Here is a 17003-nt window from a genome sequence, read left to right as displayed (position 1 = left end):
GCGAAGGGGGCACAGGACACGCAGGGCGTGCAGGGCATGCACGGCGCACAGGAGGCACAGGTGACGCGGACGACACCGGGGACGCGCGAGACGGACGAGACGCACGAGGTGTTCGAGACGGACAGCACGCGCGGCGTCTGCAAGGCGGACGAGGCGTGTGAGGTGCACGAAGCGGACGGGACGCCGACGGCGGGCGGGGTGTGGTCGGGCAGCTGGGTGACGGCACGCCTGGGCGTCGGACTGTCCGGTGACGGGAGTCCCACCGGCGACCGGGAGCTGCGGGAACTGCTGGGTCTCGCCCTGCGCCGCAATCCCAAACGCGCCCATCTGCTCGTGTCGAACGTGCTCGGCAAGCATGTGCCGCAGAAGCCGTCCGTGGTGTACGGCGCGGGTTACGAGCTGGGGCGGCAGGCGCGCGAACTCCTCGGAGACGCCGAGGCGAGCCGGGCGGTCGTGGTCGGCTACGCGGAGACGGCCACCGGCCTCGGCCATGCGGTCGCCGACGGGCTCGGTGCGGCACCGTACCTCCACTCGACGCGCCGCCCCGTCGACGGCGTGGAGCGCGCGGGCGGCTTCGAGGAGTCGCACTCGCACGCCACCTCGCACCTGCTCCTCCCGGAGGACCCGGGGCTGCTGGTGGCCGGGCACGGCCGGACGGACGGCAGAGATCCGAGGAAGGCTCCCGCCGCCGACGCGCCGCTCGTGCTGGTGGACGACGAGTTCTCCACCGGCAACACCGTGCTCAACACCATTCGCGTCCTGCACGAGCGCTACCCGCGCGGCCGGTACGTCATCGTGGCCCTGGTGGACATGCGCTCGGCGGCCGACCGGGGACGCCTCGCCGAGTTCGCCGCGGAGATCGGTGCGCGTGTCGACCTGCTGGCACGCGCCTCGGGCACGGTGACTCTCCCGGACGGCGTCCTGGAGAAGGGCCGGGCGCTGGTCGAGGCACAGGAGCGCGCCGACGCGCAGGAGCTGACCGCCGCGCGGGCGCGTGCCGACGCAGGGACCGGGGCCGATGCACAGGGCGGAGCCGAGGGGGCGAGCGGAGCCGGCGCCGTACCGGCGGCCCGGGCACGGACCGGCACCGGACCGGCGGTCGACACGTCCGGCGCGGGGGAGCGGACGGTTCCGTACTCGGCCACCCGCATCGACCTCGGCTGGCCCTCCGGTGTGCCCGACGGCGGCCGGCACGGCTTCACTCCCGCTCACCGGGCCGCCCTGGAACAGGCCCTGCCCGCCATGGCCGATCGTGTCGCCGCCGCCCTGGGCGAGGCCCGACGCGTACTCGTCCTCGGTTTCGAGGAGCTGATGTACGCCCCCCTCCGCCTGGGCACGGCCTTGGAGGAACGTGTCGACGCCGAGGTTCGTTATTCGACGACCACGAGGTCGCCCGTCCTCGCCGTTGACGACCCCGGCTACGCGATACGCACCCGACTGGTCTTCCCGGCCCACGACGATCCGGCCGACGGGCCCGGCGACCGGTACGCGTACAACGTCGCAGGCGGGGGGTTCGACGCTGTCGTGGTGACCGTCGACTCCACCGCCGACACCCCCGCACTCCACGCCCCCGACGGCCTGCTGGCGCGGCTCGCCCCCCACACCGGGCACGTCCTGCTCGCCGTCGTCCCCTCCTACGTGCCGCCGTACGCCGCCGCCCCGCGCGACGCGTCCGACGGGCTCTCGTCCGTCACCGACCGGCCCCGGCCCGTCACCGACCGGCCTTCACCCGTCATCGACCGGCCCTCGTCCGCCACCGACCGGCAGGAAACCTCCGTGCTGCCCGAGCCCCTCCGCGGCCCCGCCTTCTCCTCCTACGCGCCCGACGACGTCGGCTGGCTGCTCCAGGACTTCTCGCACGTCGAACTGGAGGCGCCGGTCGAGGAGCGCGAGGAGGCGATACAGGGCGGTGGCGCGCACTACGCCGAGTCGCTTCCCGTCGAGTACCAGCCGTCCGAGCGGTACCAGAACCTGTTCAGGGCGGCGCTGGAACTGTCGGCCGCCCGTGTCGCCCGCGCCGTCGGCACCGTCACGGAGACCGTCCTCGCCGAGCGCACGCCGCGCCCCGTCCTGGTCTCGCTCGTCAGGGCCGGCACCCCCGTCGGCATCCTCATGCGCCGCTGGGCCCTGCACCGGCACGGCCTCGACCTGCCGCACTACGCCGTCTCCATCGTGCGCGGCAGGGGCATCGACGCCAACGCCCTGCGCTGGCTCGCCGCCCACCACGACCCGTCCGACGTCGTCTTCGTCGACGGCTGGACCGGCAAGGGTGCGATCACCCGCGAACTCTCCGCGGCGCTCGCCGAGTTCGATGGCTTCGACCCCGAGATCGCGGTACTCGCCGACCCGGGCGGCTGCGTCCGCACCTACGGCACCCGTGACGACTTCCTCATCCCGTCGGCCTGCCTCAACTCCACCGTTTCCGGGCTGATCTCGCGCACCGTCCTCCGCTCCGACCTGGTCGGACCCGAGGACTTCCACGGCGCGAAGTGCTACCGGGAACTCGCCGACAGCGATGTCTCGGGCCACTTCCTCGACACCGTCGCCGCCCGATTCGACGAGGTCGCCGAAGCCGTGGACGCCGATGTCAAGGAACTGCTCGCGGCCGACCGCACGCCCACCTGGGAGGGCTGGGCGGCGGTGGAACGCATCAGCGAGGAGCACGGCATCCACGACGTGAACCTGGTGAAGCCGGGCGTCGGCGAGACCACACGGGTACTGCTGCGCCGGGTCCCGTGGAAGGTCCTCGCCAAGCGCGGCGCGGGCGCGGACCTCGACCACATCCGACTGCTCGCCGAACAGCGCGGGGTGCCGGTCGAGGAGGTGGACGAACTCCCGTACACCTGCGTCGGGTTGATCCACCCGAAGTACACCAGGGGCGCGACGGGCGCGGACGGCAGGGCGGTGGAGTCGAAATGACCACCCCGGACACCTCGGCCGCTCCGGACACCTCGGACGCCCCGGACACCCAGGGCGCCCCGGCTGTCCCGGTTGCTCAGGACACCTCGGCTGCTCCCGGCACCTCCGTGACGCTGGTCGCCAGCGACCTCGACCGCACTCTGATCTACTCCGCGGCCGCACTCCGGCTCCGCATGCCGGACGCCGAGGCGCCCCGGCTGCTCTGCGTGGAGGTGTACGGGAACAAGCCCCTCTCCTACCTGACCGAGACGGCCGCCGCGCTGCTCGGCGACCTGGGCCGCACCACGGTCTTCGTCCCCACGACCACCCGCACCCGCGAACAGTACGGTCGGATCCGTCTGCCCGGCCCCGCACCGCGGTTCGCGATCTGTGCCAACGGCGGGCACCTGCTCGTCGACGGCGAGTCCGACCGCGCCTGGCACGCGCAGGTCACGCGCAGGATTGCCTCCGAGTCCGCCCCGCTGACCGACGTCCGGGCCCATCTCCTGTCCGCCGCCGACCCCGCATGGCTGCTCAAGGAACGTGTCGCGGAGGATCTCTTCGCCTACCTCGTCGTCGATCGTGCGTCGCTGCCCGAGGGCTGGGTCGAGGAACTGGGGGAGTGGGCGGGGAACCGTGGTTGGACGGTTTCTCTCCAGGGGCGCAAGATCTACGCGGTGCCGGGTCCGCTCACCAAGAGCGCGGCCATGCGCGAGGTCGCCCGGCGTACCGGCGCCACCCTCACCCTGGCCGCCGGTGACAGCTTTCTCGACGCCGACCTGCTCCTCGCCGCCGATCGCGCCTGGCGCCCGGCCCACGGCGAACTCGCCGACACCGGCTGGAGCGCCCCGCACGTCGAGGTGACGGCCGAGGACGGGGTGGCGGCGGGCGAGGAGATCCTGCGGCACTTCCTGAGTGCTTCGGGGGCGTGTTCTCTTCCGGAACCCCGTCCGGAGCGGATGCGCTGATACCCGATCACGGAGGCGCGCCCGCTCTCGGACGCGTGCGCGATCAGGTGTGTTCGTTCACGTGTTCCCGATTGCGCGTGTTCGTTGACGTGTGTTCGTTCAGGTGTGTCTGATTTCCGGCGGGCGCCCGATCGGCCGTCAGCCGCAGCAGCCTCCGCCGCAGCAGCCGCCCCCACCGCCTCCGCCGCCTGCCGACGGGGCGGCGGGGGCCGCCTTGGCGGACGACCCGCCCACGGCGACGGTGGAGAGCAGCTTCACGGTGTCGGAGTGCCCGGCGGGGCAGGCGGCCGGATCCGAGGACTGGGCCATCGGGCGGCTGAGTTCGAACGTGTCTCCGCAGGAGCGGCAGCGGTATTCGTAACGAGGCATGATCCCAGGCTATCCGGCACCGACGACTCCGGACAGAGCGGTCAGGGCCGACGTACCACGGGCATCGTGGTCGTCCTCCGCCGCAGCCGGAGTTCGCGCTCGACCTCGGCGGGGTGGCGTGCCCGCCAGTACGGGTTGTCGTGCGGGAGCCCACCGCTGACCCGTCCGTACATCCCGAAAACCATCAGCATCAGACCGACCACAAAGCTGAACAGCACGTTCTGGAGGCGGAAGGCGAGGAAGTTGAAGTCCGTGTCGAGCAGGGCGAGGTTGACGAAGCCGCTGAGGACGAAGGCGACGCCCAGAATCATGTTGAGCGTCGAGGCGAAGTTGCCGCCGATCGCCATCCCGATGAACAGCAGCAGCCCGACACAGATGGACAGGACGCTGAGGGCACCGTTGGTGTTGAGGCCCGCGACGGTGGCGCCGCCGGTGCTGAAGAAGCCGATCCTGTCGATCAGCCCCAGGATGCCGAAGCAGAGCAGCAGCAGACCCATGAGCCCCGCTCCGACGCGGTAGACGCTGTTGAGCCGGTGATCGACCGGCAAGTGCTTGTCGAGCGGGCCGGACCGGCGGTGAATGGCCCTGCGACGACGCATGGCCCTGCGGCGAGTGGAGTGGCGTCCGGTGGTGGGCAGCTCGTGCGTGACCATGGCGGCCTCCTTCGGGCGTACTCCCAGGATCCGCCCGCGCCCCTCCCGTCGCACATCAGACGCCGTACGGCCCGGCGTCGTGGCCCGCAGGTCCGGACATCGTGCCCCCCGCGACGCCGGACTACGTGTCGTGCGACCCCTGATACCCCCGCTGTGCGGCGCGGACGATGCGTCGAACGGGTGGACGGCCGTCCGTGCGGTGCGGTCCCGGTACGGATCAGGCGCCCGCGCCGCGCTCCTCACGGATCTCCGAGACCACGCGCGCGGCCGTCTGCCGCACGGCCTCGGTCTCGGCCAGGAAGTGCCAGTAGTCGGGGTGGCGCCCCTCCAGCCCGGCGACGGCGCGTTCCAGCCGGACCACCGCATCGTCCAGCGGACGGGCATGACGCGGGTCGGGGGTGCTGCGTCCGGCCATGGCCAGGCGCTGGGCGTCCCTGACCGTGAACCGGGTCCGCTGGATCTCCTGCTGCGGGTCCTTGGCCACCTCGTTCAGCCGGGTCAGCCGGTCCCCGGCCATGGACACGGCGTCGTCCGTGGCGTTCAACAGGGCGCGTGCCGTGCTCAGCCGGGAGGTGGCGTCGGCCCACCGCTGTTCGTCCCGGGCCCGGGACGCCTCCTTCAGCTTCTCCTCGGCCTGCCGCACCTGGTCCGCCGCCTGCGCGGGAACGGGTTGCAGGTCCTGCCAGCAGGCGGCCGAGAAACGGCGCCGCAGTTCGCTCAGGACCGGCTCCACCGAGCCCGCACGGGTGGTCAGTGCCTGGGCGCGCGTACGCAGCGACACCAGCCGGTGATCGATCTCCGCGGCCCGTTCGGGCAGCCGGGCGGCCTCGGCCCGTACCGCCTCGGCGTCACGCAGCACCCGGTCGGCGCGTTGCAGGGTCTCCGCGACTCCGTGCCGGCCGGCGCCCTCGTTGAGCCTGGTCAGCTCGGGGGCGAGGGCTGCGAGCCGGGCGGCGAGGTCGTCCGCTCGCAGTCCGGACGCCCGCACCGAATCGAGAGCATTGCTCGCACCGAGGAGCGCCTGTCGCGCCCGCTCCACGGCGGGCGCGAGCCGGGCGAGCTGCGTCTCCGCCTTGTCCAGGAGGGGCCCGAGGCCCTGCGCGAACCTGTCGAGTTCGCCCTTGACCCGTACCAGCTCGTCCCTGGCGGCGGTCAGCTCCGTTCCGGCACGGGTCGCAACGGATGGATCCAGGTCGTCCCGGTCCAGGTCGTGTGCGTCGACCGCGGTGATGTACCGGTGGCTGACCTCGTCGATCCGCTGTCCGAGAGCGGCGAAGTCGTCGAGGGCCCTGCGCGCCGTGGGCGAGCTGTCCACCGCCGTGATCGTCTCGATCGAGATCCGCAGGTCGCGCTGGGCCGTGTCCAGCTCGTAGAAGGCGGCAGCGGCGGCATCCTTCGCGGCCTGGGCGTCGGCGCGCCGATTCTCCCCGCGCCCGCCGAACCAGCGCCTCGTACCCCCACCCGCGAACGCGGCCGGAAGAGTGGCGGCGAGCAGGGGAACCGGCAGCAGAAGCAGCGCCAGGACGTCCCCGATGCCCCTGACCACCGTCCCCGTACCGACGGACCTCGTACCGACGGTTCCTGCGCCGACGGACCTCCTACCCACAGCCCCGGTACCCGCGGACCCCGTACCGACGGAGCCCTTCGTCCCCAGGACCTTGACACCGAAGCTCCGGGCGCGGGGGCCCTTGATCTTGATGCCGGAACGCTCGCCGGTCGAATTCCTGACGGCGGAACTTCCACCCGCTCCCGCCCGCGGCCGCGCGTGTGTCGCCGTCACATCCCTCTCCCGTGCCGTTCCGCCCTGCCCGGTACATTCTCCCACCAGGTAAGGACGAACACACGGGGCGATCAGTTCGCGTTTCGAACGGTGATCCGTCCGTTGTTGCTGCGCGCCTTCACCACGTGCGGGCTGTCGTCGCTACGAGGTGCCTCCACCGAGACGCGTCCGTTGTGCGCGGTGGCGCTCACGGCGTACGTCGTGGAGCCGTTCGGCAGGCCGATGACGGTGCTCCCGTTGTGGGACTGCGTCTCCACGAGATCCGGCACGGAGCTGAAGTCGAGCCGCATGCTGCCGTTCTTGGATTGTGCCGACACGGACTTGGCCGAGATCCCCTCCGCGGTGACAGTGCCGTTGTGGGTCTCCAACGAGAGCTTTCCGCTGGAGTCCCGGATGGTGACCCCGCCGTTGTGGCTGCGCAGCGTGAGGGGCGTGTCGAAACCGGACGCGTTGATCTTCCCGTTGCCGCTCTCGACGACCACCTCCACTCCGCGCGGCACCTTCACCTGATGCCGTGCGGAGCAGTCGCTGATGAGCGCCCGGCACTTCACCTTGAGTGTGAGCGTGCCGTCCTGCATGCCCCACTCCGGATCCGGCCCGTTCCCCGCGACCACCCAACCGTCGACGCGGCGGGTCACTTCGACCTTCCGGACATCGGCCGGTTCGATCTCCAGGGCCGTATTACTGGATTCGACGGTGAGTGTCTTGCCGGCGAGCGCGAACGACTTGTGCTCGGCGGGCGCGTCGCCGGAGTCCGTACTGCCGCAGCCGGTGAGGACCACCCCCAGGACCACGGCCCCGCCCGATGCGATGAGAGCGCGGGTGCGCAGCGCCACGTTGATCATTCCCCCCAAGTCGATGACGGGTCTCCCCGACGGTGTGACATCACCGTACGTACGCCGGCCGGGCGCGGGAATCCGGTCGGCCACCGCAAGCGGGGTGGGGATAACCCCCGCACGCCGCCCCGCCCCGCAGCCGTTCTCCGTCGCCCCGGGGCGTCGTCCCGGAAGCGTCGTCCCGGAACCGTTTGTGACCGAGGACGGGCGGCCATGTACGCTATTGCTTCATCCACGGGTGCGTAGCTCAGGGGTAGAGCGCTGCTCTTACAAAGCAGATGTCGGCGGTTCGAAACCGTCCGCGCCCACAGTAGGAAACCGCAGGTGAGAGCCTGCATCGGCCTCCCGGTCGTGATCGACCGGGGGGCCTTTTCCATGATCGATGCCACATGAATGCCACATCCCCGAAAAGTGAGCGGCCCTCATCACTCGTTCGGGGAGATGGAGTGGGGGTACTGACCACGTAAAGTACGGCGCATGGGAGGGGCAGGTGTGCCTCCCCGCGTGCGCCTGACGCGCGCCTCCCACCACCTGCGCGCCCCCGGCGGGGAGGCCAGGGCCGCAGACCGAAGACCCCCACCGCACTACTCGGTGGGGGTCTTCGTATGCCAAACGGTAGCCGCCCCGCACCCATATCCGGGTGCGGGGCGGGACGCCTTGACCGAGTCGTGGCGTCATCCAGCGCCATCTGGCGGACGCGCGAACGCCGATGCGCGAGCGGAAGCGGGGGTAATACCCCCGAGGCAGCAAGATCAACCATTTTGCGTTTGACCGTAAAGACAAAACGATCATGATCCGGCGAACGTGGGCGAGTGCACCACCAGCCGATGCCCCCCGAACGCGTCCTCGCCAGACGCCGGGCCATCGGCGACCACCTACGAGCCGCCCGACTCCACGCGAACCTCACCCAAGAAGCAGTCGCGCTACGAGCCGAAATCCGGATCGCGACCTACAGCGAGATCGAGCAGGGCCACCGAGCCGCGCTCCTGGACACCTTGATCCGTATCGCCGACGCGATTGGTGTGCCGCTTGCCGACCTCGTCCGGGAGTAGCAGGGTCAGAGCATGAGCCCGTGACGGTTGAGGTCTACGCACCCGCCGGACGTCGTGCCGCAGCCGAAGCACCCACTTCCGCCGCTCGGCGGTGCGGGCGGCGGAGGCGGCTCCGGAGTCGGGGTTTCCTTCTGCTCGTTCTCGGCCTTGCTACTCATGCGCGCTCCTCCTGTGATGAGTGGTGGGCTGCTCGACTGCCGGCGCATCCTGCGGCCACGTCAGCGCCGGCATGTACCACGGGTTCGCGTACGGGTCCGTGTGGTCGCCGCCGTGGCGGGGCGAAAGGGCGCAGCGTGCGGGACGCGTCGGGTGCTCGGCCCAGCAGTAGCAAGACACGTAGGTGGTCACTTCGCCTCCAGCCGTCGGACCTGGGCCACGTCAGACCACGCGCGGGCGTACTCGTCGTGGCCGGGATGCATCCCGGTATGCGTCAGGCATGCCCCGTTGCCCGCGTCTTCGTCGTCGCCCGGGGCGAGCTCCCAATTGCAGTCCGGGGTGAGGCACCGCGCCGTCATCAGCAGCCGGGCACGAGGAGCGGTCCCGATGCCGTGCACCGCAAACCGGTACGTGGATCGGACCGTCATCGCCGCTCCTCGGGCTTGTGCCGCTGCTCGCCGATCGGGCGGAGGCCGCGCTGCTCCCGGCATGGGGCACACGCGTACAGGCAGGTCGGGCCTGAGTTCTCCCCGCCGATGATGTCCACCGGGACCGCAGTCTCGGACGGGCCCTTGTGCCAGTCGCACCAGCCAGCCGCCGTATCTCTCACCACCGCACCGTCCTTGCCGGCCCTCGGGCCGCCCGCCACGCCCGGCCCAGCCGGGCCGCAGTCCAGCACGAGGCGCCGGCCCGGCAGGTGGCGCAGGTGTAGGTGTGGGTGATCAACACTCGGTACGCAGCCTCAGGCATCACTGATGAGCCTCCCAGCAGGTGGGGCAGCACCGGGGGAACCAGCGGGTGCCGTCGGAGTCGAGGATCCGCGGCCCGAGACCGTGAGCCTCGGAATTCAACAGCTGTCTCCCTCACCAGATGCAGTGCGCACCACGTTTCTGGTGGGACGACAAGCTGAGAACTGACGGTAAGCCCCTCACGGCCATGGCACGCTCGCCCCCGGCTCGTCGCGGATCAGGTACAGGACCAGCCTGGCGGACAAGAGGGCGCGCAACGCTCACAGATTTGTGAGCGCGCCGGAGACCGGGGTGCTCTACAGGCCGACCCACGTGGCCATGTGGGCCAGAGTGTCGGGCGTTCGCCGCGCCGTGTGTACGAGGCCGGACACAGCGTCTCGGGTGCCTGGGTGATACTGCGTCTGCTCCGGTGCCAGATGTCGGGCCCCAGCGAGTTGCCGTAGCGACGCCTCGGTATACCCCGTCTCCATCTCGACAACGGCCCTGTCAACCAAGTACCGGGCACGACGCGACATCAGGGTCGCCGCCGGCAGGCGCAGCGCGCGGGCCTGCTCAAGCCCCTTGTCCCACTGCCGCATCCGCACCTGCGCGCCAAGAGCGTGCAGGGCGATGTCGGTCCGACCGAACGACAACCAGTGCACGTCCCCGGCTTCACCGCCGACCTGCTGGGCCAGGTCCCGCGCAGCTGCAAGATGGTCCTCCACAGCCGACTCGTCCCCCGCGCGCGCAGCAACCGCCACAGCCCCGAGATGAAGTTGCCCAGCCACAGCACGGGCTTCACGCGACGTCTCACCGTCGAGGAGCGCGTGCCCGGCCTGCACGAGACGCTGGCCGAGCCCCTCGGACTCCTGACGGGCGAGTGCCCGCTTGTACTGGCGGACAGCGGCGACACACGGATCGGACGCGCGCTCGGCCGCCCACCCCATGCGATCAAGCGCAACCGCGGCAAGGTCCGGATACCCAACCTTGAGCGCGACATCATGAGCCGTGCGGTAGGCAGAAGCGAGCGCCTGCCAGGCTTCAGTCCCCGGCCTGGTCTGCACAATGTGCGTCAGGCCGGTGATGACGCCGGGCAGCTCACCAGCGGCGGCCCGCAGATGCGTGGCCCGGACCTGCTGGCAGACGGATTCAGCGGCGGCCACGAGATCAGGCACCGGGGCAGTCTCTGCGGTGGGGTCGGGGTCGAGGTCGAACAAGTCGAGGACCTCGCGGATGGGGCGCACGAGCGCGGCAATGCGCTGGCGTTGCAGGTCAGTCATGGTTGCTGGTCCCGTCAGCAGGGTGACGTCGATCCGGAGAGCGGACGCGACAGCAGCAATGAAATCCGGGGTCGCCGCGCGTGACCCGCACTCGACCTGGTTCAACAGGCTGTACGAGTAGGGCAGCCGGTCAGCAAGCTGTCGCTGAGTGAGATGCGCTAGGCGACGCTGTTGTCGAATGCGGGCACCAGTGTGCCCACCGTCGCGAGTTGGCATACTGGGCTCCGTTCCTGACTCATCATCAGGAACGGTACCCGCGCACAGCGTGGTGTCCTCGTATCTGCCCCCGATCCCACCCGGGACGGGGGCAGATACATGTGATGCGATGACGGCATGAGGACTCTCTACCTTTTCTGTGCAGCCGCGCCACCGATCTACCACGTGGCCGGCGCCATCGAGGCCGCTCAGGCGCGCGGATGGGACGTGTGCCTCGGCCTGACCTCGACCGCAGCCACCTGGCTGCACGACAACCTCAGCGGCCTTGAAACACTCACCGGGCATCCCGTCCGATCGGCGTACCGGATGCCCGGCGACGAGAACGTATGGCCGAAGGCAGACGCGATCTGCTTTGCACCGATCACCGCGAATTCACTAAACGCGTGGGCGCTCGGGCTCACCCCGTCGTGGCCGGTCGGGGTAGTTGTCGAGGGGATAGGGAAACGAATTCCGATGGTAGCGCTGCCCTGCGTAAATGAAGCTCTTGCCGCGCACCCGCAGGTCGACCGATCGGTGGGGGTACTCCGCGCGGCGGGGGTGACGGTGCTGTACGGCGAGGGTGGGTGGGTACCGAACCCTTCCGGTCAGGGCCGGCCTGCCGAATATCCATGGCACCTTGCGCTCGATGTTGCTGACCGGACAGTCTGACACGGCCGATCTCGGCCACTGGTGCCGCTGCATTTCAGCCAGCGTCGTACGCTTCGACCCGTGGCAATCGAACTTTCTGACGAGCTGATCGACCTGGAGAGCGCGGCGCGGGCTGAGCAGCAGGCCAACGCGTTGACCGTGGACACCGCGGCTCGGGTGCAGGCGGCGATCACCGCGCACGCCGCCGCGACCGGGCAGCCTCGGTGCGAGGTTGAGCGCGAGCTGAAGCGGCGCGTTCGGCACCCGGACGGCGACGGCTGAGCCCGGACGCACGAAACCGCCCCCTCCCGCCGAAGCGGGAGGGGGCGGGGTTACTTCTGGACAGCTGGCCACAGGGCCACAGCGAGGTGATCACCCCGCCAGCGCGGCAAGGGACGGCAACGGCCACCGCACGCGCTCCAGAGAGGACACCCTCTCCTCCAACGCGGTGATATCCGACTCGGTCGCCGCTGTCCGCTGCAACGCAAGATCCGGCCGACCATTCAGCTCCGCGAACGCGGTCCTGATCTCGCCACGCAGCTCAGCGAGTTCGACGGCGACCCGGTCGCTGCCCGGCGGTGGCGTCACCACCGATCACCCCCGTGCGGCCGTGAGAGCGTCGACGGCCCGGGAGAGGTCGTCGAGGGTGGCCTGGAGCTGTTCGATCCGGCCGTGCATGTCGGGGATCCGGTGGCCGGCCGCCTGCGACTCGGCGTCCTTGGCCGGGTTGCGGTACGTCCACGGGGCCACGGCCTGCTGCTTCTTCAGGTCGGCCACGTCGGCGACGAGCTTCTTCAGCAGCGCTTCCTGCGCAGGGGTCATGTCGGTCTCCTCGCTCGGGGGTGTGGGGGTGCCGGGGTTCCAACTCGCCGGGTGCTTCAGCCGCTCGGCCACGTCCTTGCGGAGCTGGACCATGGTGAAGCCGCGAGGGTCGACCTTGTCCGACGACCACTCCAGGTGGCCGATCACGGACTTCGCGGACCACTTGTGCGCCCGGCACAGCGCGGCCTGTACGCGGACGATCGCGTCGTACTGCGCCTTGGGCCACGGGTCCTTGCCGTCGCCGAGGTTCTCGCACTCCCAGCCGTAGAACCGCGCGTTGCCATCGGTACCGTTGGCATTGCCCTTCGTGGGCGGGGTCGGACGGCTGCCGTACGACTCGTTGATCACCTGCTCCAGCACGCGCGGATCACCGCCGCCCGCGTGGTTGGCGCGGCCCCAGCCGACCATGTGCACCCGGCCGTCCTTCGCGATCATTCCGTGGCACAGCGGTCCGGGCAGGGACGAGTACCCGTCACGGACCATGGCGACCGTGGAGGCGGTGCCCCTGGTGACCGTGTGATGCACGATCGAGCCGTTGACCGGTCCCCATGCGCCCTTCGAATTACGGTTGTGCGTCCGCCAGTTGCCGACCTCGACAACGCGGACGCCCTCTGCGCGCAGCGCGGATATGACCTGCGCCGCACTCAGTGGTTTTGCCACGGATTCTCCTTTCGCCCTGCGGTGTTCGCGACATTCCGGAACCGGCCCACGAGACGGTTGGCCGACTCGTCGACCGACTCCGCTCCTCTCCATCCGGACATCGGAATCACGGACGGTTCCGTGTGGAATCTGCCGCCGTCACCCTGTAATACGTACCATTCGTCAACTTGTGTGTGGGCATGGCCCGTCCATGGCGTGACAAACAGCTCGTACGAGATGCATACCCCCACTTCGGCCGCCGGACTCGTCCTGATGGTTCCGGTTACGGCCTGGGGAGCGGCAGGGAACTCGTTCCCTGCCGCTCCCCAGGCCGTCAGCTCCGCATCGGCCCGGGATCGGGCATCCGCACGCGTCGGGCGCGGAGTTCGGCCGCGGTCAGGAGCAGAGCCGCAGCGGTCCCGAAGGCGTCGTTCTCGTCACCCTCCGCCAAGTCGGGGGCGTCGTCCGCGAGATGCGGGTACCGGGCGGGGAGGCCACGCGGTACTCGCGGCGCCGGGCCGTGCGGTCGCCCTCCTGCCACGGGATCCAGGGCCGGCGACGGGATCCAGGGCCGACTGCGGGTTCCGGGACCGGCCTCGGCGCCGGGCACCCCGACGAAAGTCAGGGGTCGGGCCTGCCGTTCGGCAAAGAGTTCCGTGCCTCCCGGCTCCTACGTTCACTCGTATGAGACGAGAAAGAGGAAGCAGGGCCCGGAACGGGGCACGGCCGTTGCTCGCCTGTGCCGTTCTGGGGGCGGGGGCCGTCGGTGTGACGGGGCTCGCGCCCGGCGGGTGGGGCCGGGCCGACGCGGTGGAGGTGACCGACGGCGCCTCGGTGTCCGTGTACCGGTCGGTGACCGGGGCGGTGGCGGACGCTCCGTCGTGGGCGGGGCCGGTACTGGAAGCGGCCACCGAGGGCACCCTGGTGGTGCTCGGGCTGCTGCTGATGTGGGTGTGGTGGGGTGCGGTGCGGCGCGGAGACACCCGGTTGTCCGCCGGTACCGTGCTCACCGGCGTCGGCACCGTCCTCGCCTACGCCATCAGCGAGGCCGTGAAGGAGATGGTGGACGAGGCACGGCCCTGCCGGGTCCTGCACGGTGCCGCGGAGACGGTCGCCGAGTGCCCGCCGCCCGGCGACTGGTCGTTCCCGAGCAACCACGCCACGCTCGCCGTGGGCCTCGCGACCGGTCTGGCCGTGCTTCGGCCACGTCTCGCGGCCGTCACCCTGCCGCTGGCCGCGGCGGCGGCGCTGCTGCGGGTCATGGTGGGGGTGCACTATCCGCACGACGTGCTGGCCGGTGCGTTCCTCGCCGCCTCGGTGGTCGGGGCCGTACTGCTCGCCTTCCTGCCGCTCGCGCGGACTGCGGCGTCAGCGCTCGGGGAACGGCTCCGGCGGATGCGCGGGCACGATGATGCCGGCCTCGTGGGCGACGACCGCCGCGGCGGCGCGGTTGTCCACTCCCAGTCGGGCCAGGATGGAACTCACATGCGCCTTGACCGTCCCCTCCACCACATGGAGCCGTCGGGCGATCTGACCGTTGGAGAGCCCGCCGCCGAGCAGGGCCAGCACGTCGCGTTCCCGGCCGGTCAGCGCACTGACCCGTTCCCGGGCGGAGCTGCGGCGTCCGGCACGGGCGCCCGCACCCGTCGCGGACAGATGGGCGACGACCCGAGCCGCGACCTTCGGTGACAGATAGGCGGCGCCCTCGGCCACCGCGCGTACCCCCGCGATGAGTTCCTCGGGTTCTCCCGACTTGATGAGGAAGCCGGTGGCGCCGCCTCCGAGCGCCTGGAGGATGTAGTCGTCCTCACCGAAGGTCGTGAGCATCACGACGCCGGTCTCCGGAACGGAGCGTCGGATCTCGGCCGCCGCCTCGATGCCGTCCGTCCCCGGCATCCGGATGTCGAGCACGGCGACCGCCGGGCGGTGGCGGCGGACCAGTTCCACGGCCTCACGTCCGTCGCCGGCCTCCGCGACGACATCGATCTCCGGATCGACGGACAGGACGGAACGCACGCCCTTGCGGATCATCGGCTCGTCGTCGGCGATCAGCACCCGGATCACCGAACCGTCACCGTTCCTTCCGCGGGCGACCTCGTCGCGTCCGACGACCTCTTTGCGTGCGGGTTCCTCGCGAGCGGCCTCTTCGTGCACGATTCCGGTGCGTCCGCCCCTGCCGCGCACGAGTTCCTCCGCCCCGGCCCCGTCACGTCCGCCCTCTTCGGGGCCGGCTCCGTCACGTCAGCCCTCTTCGGGGCCGACGGGCTCACGGGGTCAGGGCCTCCTTGGACAGCAACCTGCCGTCGCGGAAGCAGAGCCGGTACGCGTCCCCGGACCGGTCGTCGAAGCGGTCCGCCGTCATGGCGTAGTACTCGCACGTGGTGCCTCTCTCCATCGGTTCCCCGGCAATCGGCCGCTGGGTGGTCTCCCGCTCGGGCAGCAGTCGGCGGACCGTGTCCCGATCCTGGCCCACCCGCAATCGGGCGTAGTCACCCGGGTCCAGCACGGACTGCCGGGCCGAGCGAATGTCCCAGCCCATGAGGGCGGCGCTCAGCACCGCCCATGCCACCAGCGGCAGCACGATCGCGGTCGCCAGGGCCCGCCGCGCGCGACTGCGGGCGCGCCGGTGCTCCTGGGGCAGGGCGGGGGCCTCGACCCGGCGGACCGCTGTCGGGCGGTGGGCGGGCGGGGTGTGCGGTAGCCGTGCCCGGACCGAGAAGCCGCCCGTCTCCGCGCCGTGGTCGTGGGGGTCGGCCGTGTCCTGCCGGTTCGTCGCGGCGCCGTCCGGGCTCGGCCGGTCCGCCGAGGCGCCGTCCGCGCCGGGGCCGCCGACGAAGGCGCCGTCCGTGCCGCCTCGGTGGTCGGGGCCGTACGCGAACGTGCCGCCCGCCAGCCGGACCCGCTCGTCGAGCCCGATCAGGCCCCGCCCGGTGCCGGGAACGGTCCCCGGGCCGCCCCGCACGGGCGACGGCCCGTTCCGGACCTGGACCCTCGTCTCCTCGGCCGCGTACGTCACCCGTACACCCACCCGGGCCTGCGGTGCGTGCTTGGCGGCGTTGGTGAGGGACTCCTGGACGACTCGGTGGGCAGCCCGTGCGACGGCGGGCGGTGCCGCGTCGCCGTCGCCGTCGATCCGAAGGCCGACCACGAGACCGGCGGCCCGGGCGTCGTCGACCAGCCGGGGGATGCCCGTACCGGCCGCGCGCGACGGCTCGTCGTCCGTCTCCTCCCGCAGGATGCCGATCACCTCACCGAGCCGTTCCACGGACGCCGCCGCGCGTGCCCGGATCTCGCCGGCCGCGGCCCGTTGGTCCTCGTCCAGGCCCGGCGCGAGCTTGAGGGCGCCGGCCGACAGGGCGATGAGACTCAGGTCGTGCCCGAGGACGTCGTGCATGTCCTGGGCGATGCGGGCCCGCTCCCGGGACCGCGCCTGCTCGGCGACGAGCCGCTGTTCGCGCTCCAGCCGGTCGGCCCGCTCCCAGCCCGCCCGGACGAGCTCCTGGTACTGGCGCCAGAAGCGCCCGGCGAACCAGGGCAGCATCGCGGCCAACGCGACCACCGCGACGAACCGCCCCGCCATGAGCAGCCAGGACGGCACCAGGGCCACCGCCACGACGCCGCCCGCGACGACCGCGACCAGTACCAGGACCGTGGGCCCGGTCCTGCCCGGCTCCCGGCCGGCGAGGAACGCGGCGACGGCAGCGGGCAGGACCCACCACATGCTGATGGTGCTCAGCCCGACACAGGCCGCCGCGGCGACGGTCAGCAGACCTCCCGGGGCGATGGCGGACACGGCCGTCGGGACAGCGGCCCGGCTCCGGGCCGCGTCATCGGACATCGCTCTCTTCACCCGTACGACAGTACGCAGCTGCGGCAACGTCCCGGCACTGCCGAAAGTCATCTTGCGCCGCGCCGGGAAACCGCCCCCGCGCCGCACCGAAGCGGCCTCCGCCCAGGGGCGGGCCCGACCCGTCGCCGC

16 protein-coding genes, 1 tRNA gene and 1 pseudogene are annotated in these 17003 nt (G+C 71.3%); 7 read left to right on the top strand and 11 right to left on the bottom strand.

Annotation, left to right across the window (positions count from 1 at the left end):
• Positions 1-162: 162 nt before the first annotated feature.
• Positions 163-2919: a phosphoribosyltransferase gene (locus ACFC79_RS04555; RefSeq protein WP_376235794.1), complete on the top strand. Its 2757-nt coding sequence runs from the start codon at positions 163-165 to the stop codon at positions 2917-2919.
• The gene (locus tag ACFC79_RS04550; RefSeq protein ID WP_376235122.1) at positions 2916-3866 is read left to right on the top strand and encodes an HAD family hydrolase; all 951 of its coding nucleotides are present in this window, start codon (positions 2916-2918) and stop codon (positions 3864-3866) included. Before ACFC79_RS04555 ends, ACFC79_RS04550 begins: the two co-directional genes overlap by 4 nt.
• Before the next feature lie 138 nt (positions 3867-4004).
• Here ACFC79_RS04550 and ACFC79_RS04545 read toward each other — a convergent pair whose 3' ends face one another.
• From ACFC79_RS04545 to ACFC79_RS04530, 4 genes are all read right to left on the bottom strand, one after another.
• Positions 4005-4235, bottom strand: coding sequence for a zinc ribbon domain-containing protein (locus ACFC79_RS04545; RefSeq protein ID WP_376235120.1), 231 nt, complete (start codon positions 4233-4235; stop codon positions 4005-4007).
• Positions 4236-4276: 41 nt separating this feature from the next.
• Positions 4277-4888, bottom strand: a complete 612-nt coding sequence (locus ACFC79_RS04540) for a DUF4383 domain-containing protein (protein WP_376235118.1) — start codon at positions 4886-4888, stop codon at positions 4277-4279.
• A 217-nt stretch (positions 4889-5105) separates the two neighbouring features.
• Positions 5106-6434 carry a hypothetical protein gene (locus tag ACFC79_RS04535; RefSeq protein WP_376235115.1) on the bottom strand — a complete coding sequence of 443 codons (1329 nt, stop codon included), beginning with the start codon at positions 6432-6434 and terminating at the stop codon, positions 5106-5108.
• A 305-nt stretch (positions 6435-6739) separates the two neighbouring features.
• Complete coding sequence (locus ACFC79_RS04530; protein ID WP_376235112.1) at positions 6740-7513, bottom strand: DUF4097 family beta strand repeat-containing protein; 774 nt, start codon at positions 7511-7513, stop codon at positions 6740-6742.
• A 227-nt stretch (positions 7514-7740) separates the two neighbouring features.
• Here ACFC79_RS04530 and ACFC79_RS04525 point away from each other — a divergent pair.
• Positions 7741-7812, top strand: a tRNA-Val gene (locus ACFC79_RS04525).
• A gap of 519 nt (positions 7813-8331) precedes the next feature.
• Positions 8332-8556, top strand: coding sequence for a helix-turn-helix domain-containing protein (locus ACFC79_RS04520; RefSeq protein ID WP_376235109.1), 225 nt, complete (start codon positions 8332-8334; stop codon positions 8554-8556).
• Between the two features lie 5 nt (positions 8557-8561).
• Here the strand turns inward: ACFC79_RS04520 and ACFC79_RS04515 are convergent, their stop codons facing one another.
• From ACFC79_RS04515 to ACFC79_RS04505, 3 genes are all read right to left on the bottom strand, one after another.
• On the bottom strand, positions 8562-8714 hold the full coding sequence (locus ACFC79_RS04515) for a hypothetical protein (RefSeq protein ID WP_376235106.1): 153 nt from the start codon (positions 8712-8714) through the stop codon (positions 8562-8564).
• A 186-nt stretch (positions 8715-8900) separates the two neighbouring features.
• Positions 8901-9140 (bottom strand): hypothetical protein, encoded by a 240-nt coding sequence (locus ACFC79_RS04510; RefSeq protein ID WP_376235103.1) that lies wholly within the window; start codon positions 9138-9140, stop codon positions 8901-8903.
• Between the two features lie 617 nt (positions 9141-9757).
• Entirely contained in the window at positions 9758-10936 is a 1179-nt protein-coding gene (locus tag ACFC79_RS04505) for a helix-turn-helix domain-containing protein (protein ID WP_376235100.1), read from the bottom strand.
• 117 nt (positions 10937-11053) lie between these two features.
• On the opposite strand from ACFC79_RS04505, the gene ACFC79_RS04500 reads away from it, so the two are divergent.
• Both ACFC79_RS04500 and ACFC79_RS04495 read left to right on the top strand, forming a co-directional pair.
• Positions 11054-11584, top strand: a complete 531-nt coding sequence (locus tag ACFC79_RS04500; protein ID WP_376235098.1) for a flavoprotein — start codon at positions 11054-11056, stop codon at positions 11582-11584.
• Between the two features lie 60 nt (positions 11585-11644).
• Positions 11645-11845: a hypothetical protein gene (locus ACFC79_RS04495; RefSeq protein WP_376235095.1), complete on the top strand. Its 201-nt coding sequence runs from the start codon at positions 11645-11647 to the stop codon at positions 11843-11845.
• Positions 11846-11935: 90 nt separating this feature from the next.
• On the opposite strand, the gene ACFC79_RS04490 is transcribed toward ACFC79_RS04495, so the two are convergent.
• Both ACFC79_RS04490 and ACFC79_RS04485 read right to left on the bottom strand, forming a co-directional pair.
• Positions 11936-12154: a hypothetical protein gene (locus tag ACFC79_RS04490; protein WP_376235093.1), complete on the bottom strand. Its 219-nt coding sequence runs from the start codon at positions 12152-12154 to the stop codon at positions 11936-11938.
• A gap of 3 nt (positions 12155-12157) precedes the next feature.
• Positions 12158-13045, bottom strand: coding sequence for an N-acetylmuramoyl-L-alanine amidase (locus tag ACFC79_RS04485; RefSeq protein WP_376235091.1), 888 nt, complete (start codon positions 13043-13045; stop codon positions 12158-12160).
• 216 nt (positions 13046-13261) lie between these two features.
• On the opposite strand from ACFC79_RS04485, the pseudogene ACFC79_RS04480 reads away from it, so the two are divergent.
• Positions 13262-14350: pseudogene (locus tag ACFC79_RS04480) on the top strand (phosphatase PAP2 family protein); the annotation flags it as partial.
• 42 nt (positions 14351-14392) lie between these two features.
• On the opposite strand, the gene ACFC79_RS04475 reads toward ACFC79_RS04480, so the two are convergent.
• Both ACFC79_RS04475 and ACFC79_RS04470 read right to left on the bottom strand, forming a co-directional pair.
• Complete coding sequence (locus tag ACFC79_RS04475) at positions 14393-15088, bottom strand: response regulator (RefSeq protein WP_376235791.1); 696 nt, start codon at positions 15086-15088, stop codon at positions 14393-14395.
• A gap of 202 nt (positions 15089-15290) precedes the next feature.
• On the bottom strand, positions 15291-16862 hold the full coding sequence (locus tag ACFC79_RS04470) for a sensor histidine kinase (protein WP_376235089.1): 1572 nt from the start codon (positions 16860-16862) through the stop codon (positions 15291-15293).
• Positions 16863-17003: the final 141 nt, after the last annotated feature.

This window comes from Streptomyces sp. NPDC056061, assembly GCF_042266885.1.
Lineage (GTDB): Bacteria > Actinomycetota > Actinomycetes > Streptomycetales > Streptomycetaceae > Streptomyces.
This window is presented reverse-complemented; position numbering and strand designations above follow the sequence as displayed.

Excerpts from the sequence above, each read along its gene's own strand:
- ACFC79_RS04550 (WP_376235122.1), top strand. The coding sequence starts at position 2,916 with ATGACCACCCCGGACACCTCGGCCGCTCCGGACACCTCGGACGCCCCG.
- ACFC79_RS04545 (WP_376235120.1), bottom strand. The coding sequence starts at position 4,235 with ATGCCTCGTTACGAATACCGCTGCCGCTCCTGCGGAGACACGTTCGAA.
- ACFC79_RS04540 (WP_376235118.1), bottom strand. The coding sequence starts at position 4,888 with ATGGTCACGCACGAGCTGCCCACCACCGGACGCCACTCCACTCGCCGC.
- ACFC79_RS04530 (WP_376235112.1), bottom strand. The coding sequence starts at position 7,513 with ATGATCAACGTGGCGCTGCGCACCCGCGCTCTCATCGCATCGGGCGGG.
- ACFC79_RS04520 (WP_376235109.1), top strand. The coding sequence starts at position 8,332 with ATGCCCCCCGAACGCGTCCTCGCCAGACGCCGGGCCATCGGCGACCAC.
- ACFC79_RS04515 (WP_376235106.1), bottom strand. The coding sequence starts at position 8,714 with ATGAGTAGCAAGGCCGAGAACGAGCAGAAGGAAACCCCGACTCCGGAG.
- ACFC79_RS04510 (WP_376235103.1), bottom strand. The coding sequence starts at position 9,140 with ATGACGGTCCGATCCACGTACCGGTTTGCGGTGCACGGCATCGGGACC.
- ACFC79_RS04505 (WP_376235100.1), bottom strand. The coding sequence starts at position 10,936 with ATGCCAACTCGCGACGGTGGGCACACTGGTGCCCGCATTCGACAACAG.
- ACFC79_RS04500 (WP_376235098.1), top strand. The coding sequence starts at position 11,054 with ATGAGGACTCTCTACCTTTTCTGTGCAGCCGCGCCACCGATCTACCAC.
- ACFC79_RS04470 (WP_376235089.1), bottom strand. The coding sequence starts at position 16,862 with ATGTCCGATGACGCGGCCCGGAGCCGGGCCGCTGTCCCGACGGCCGTG.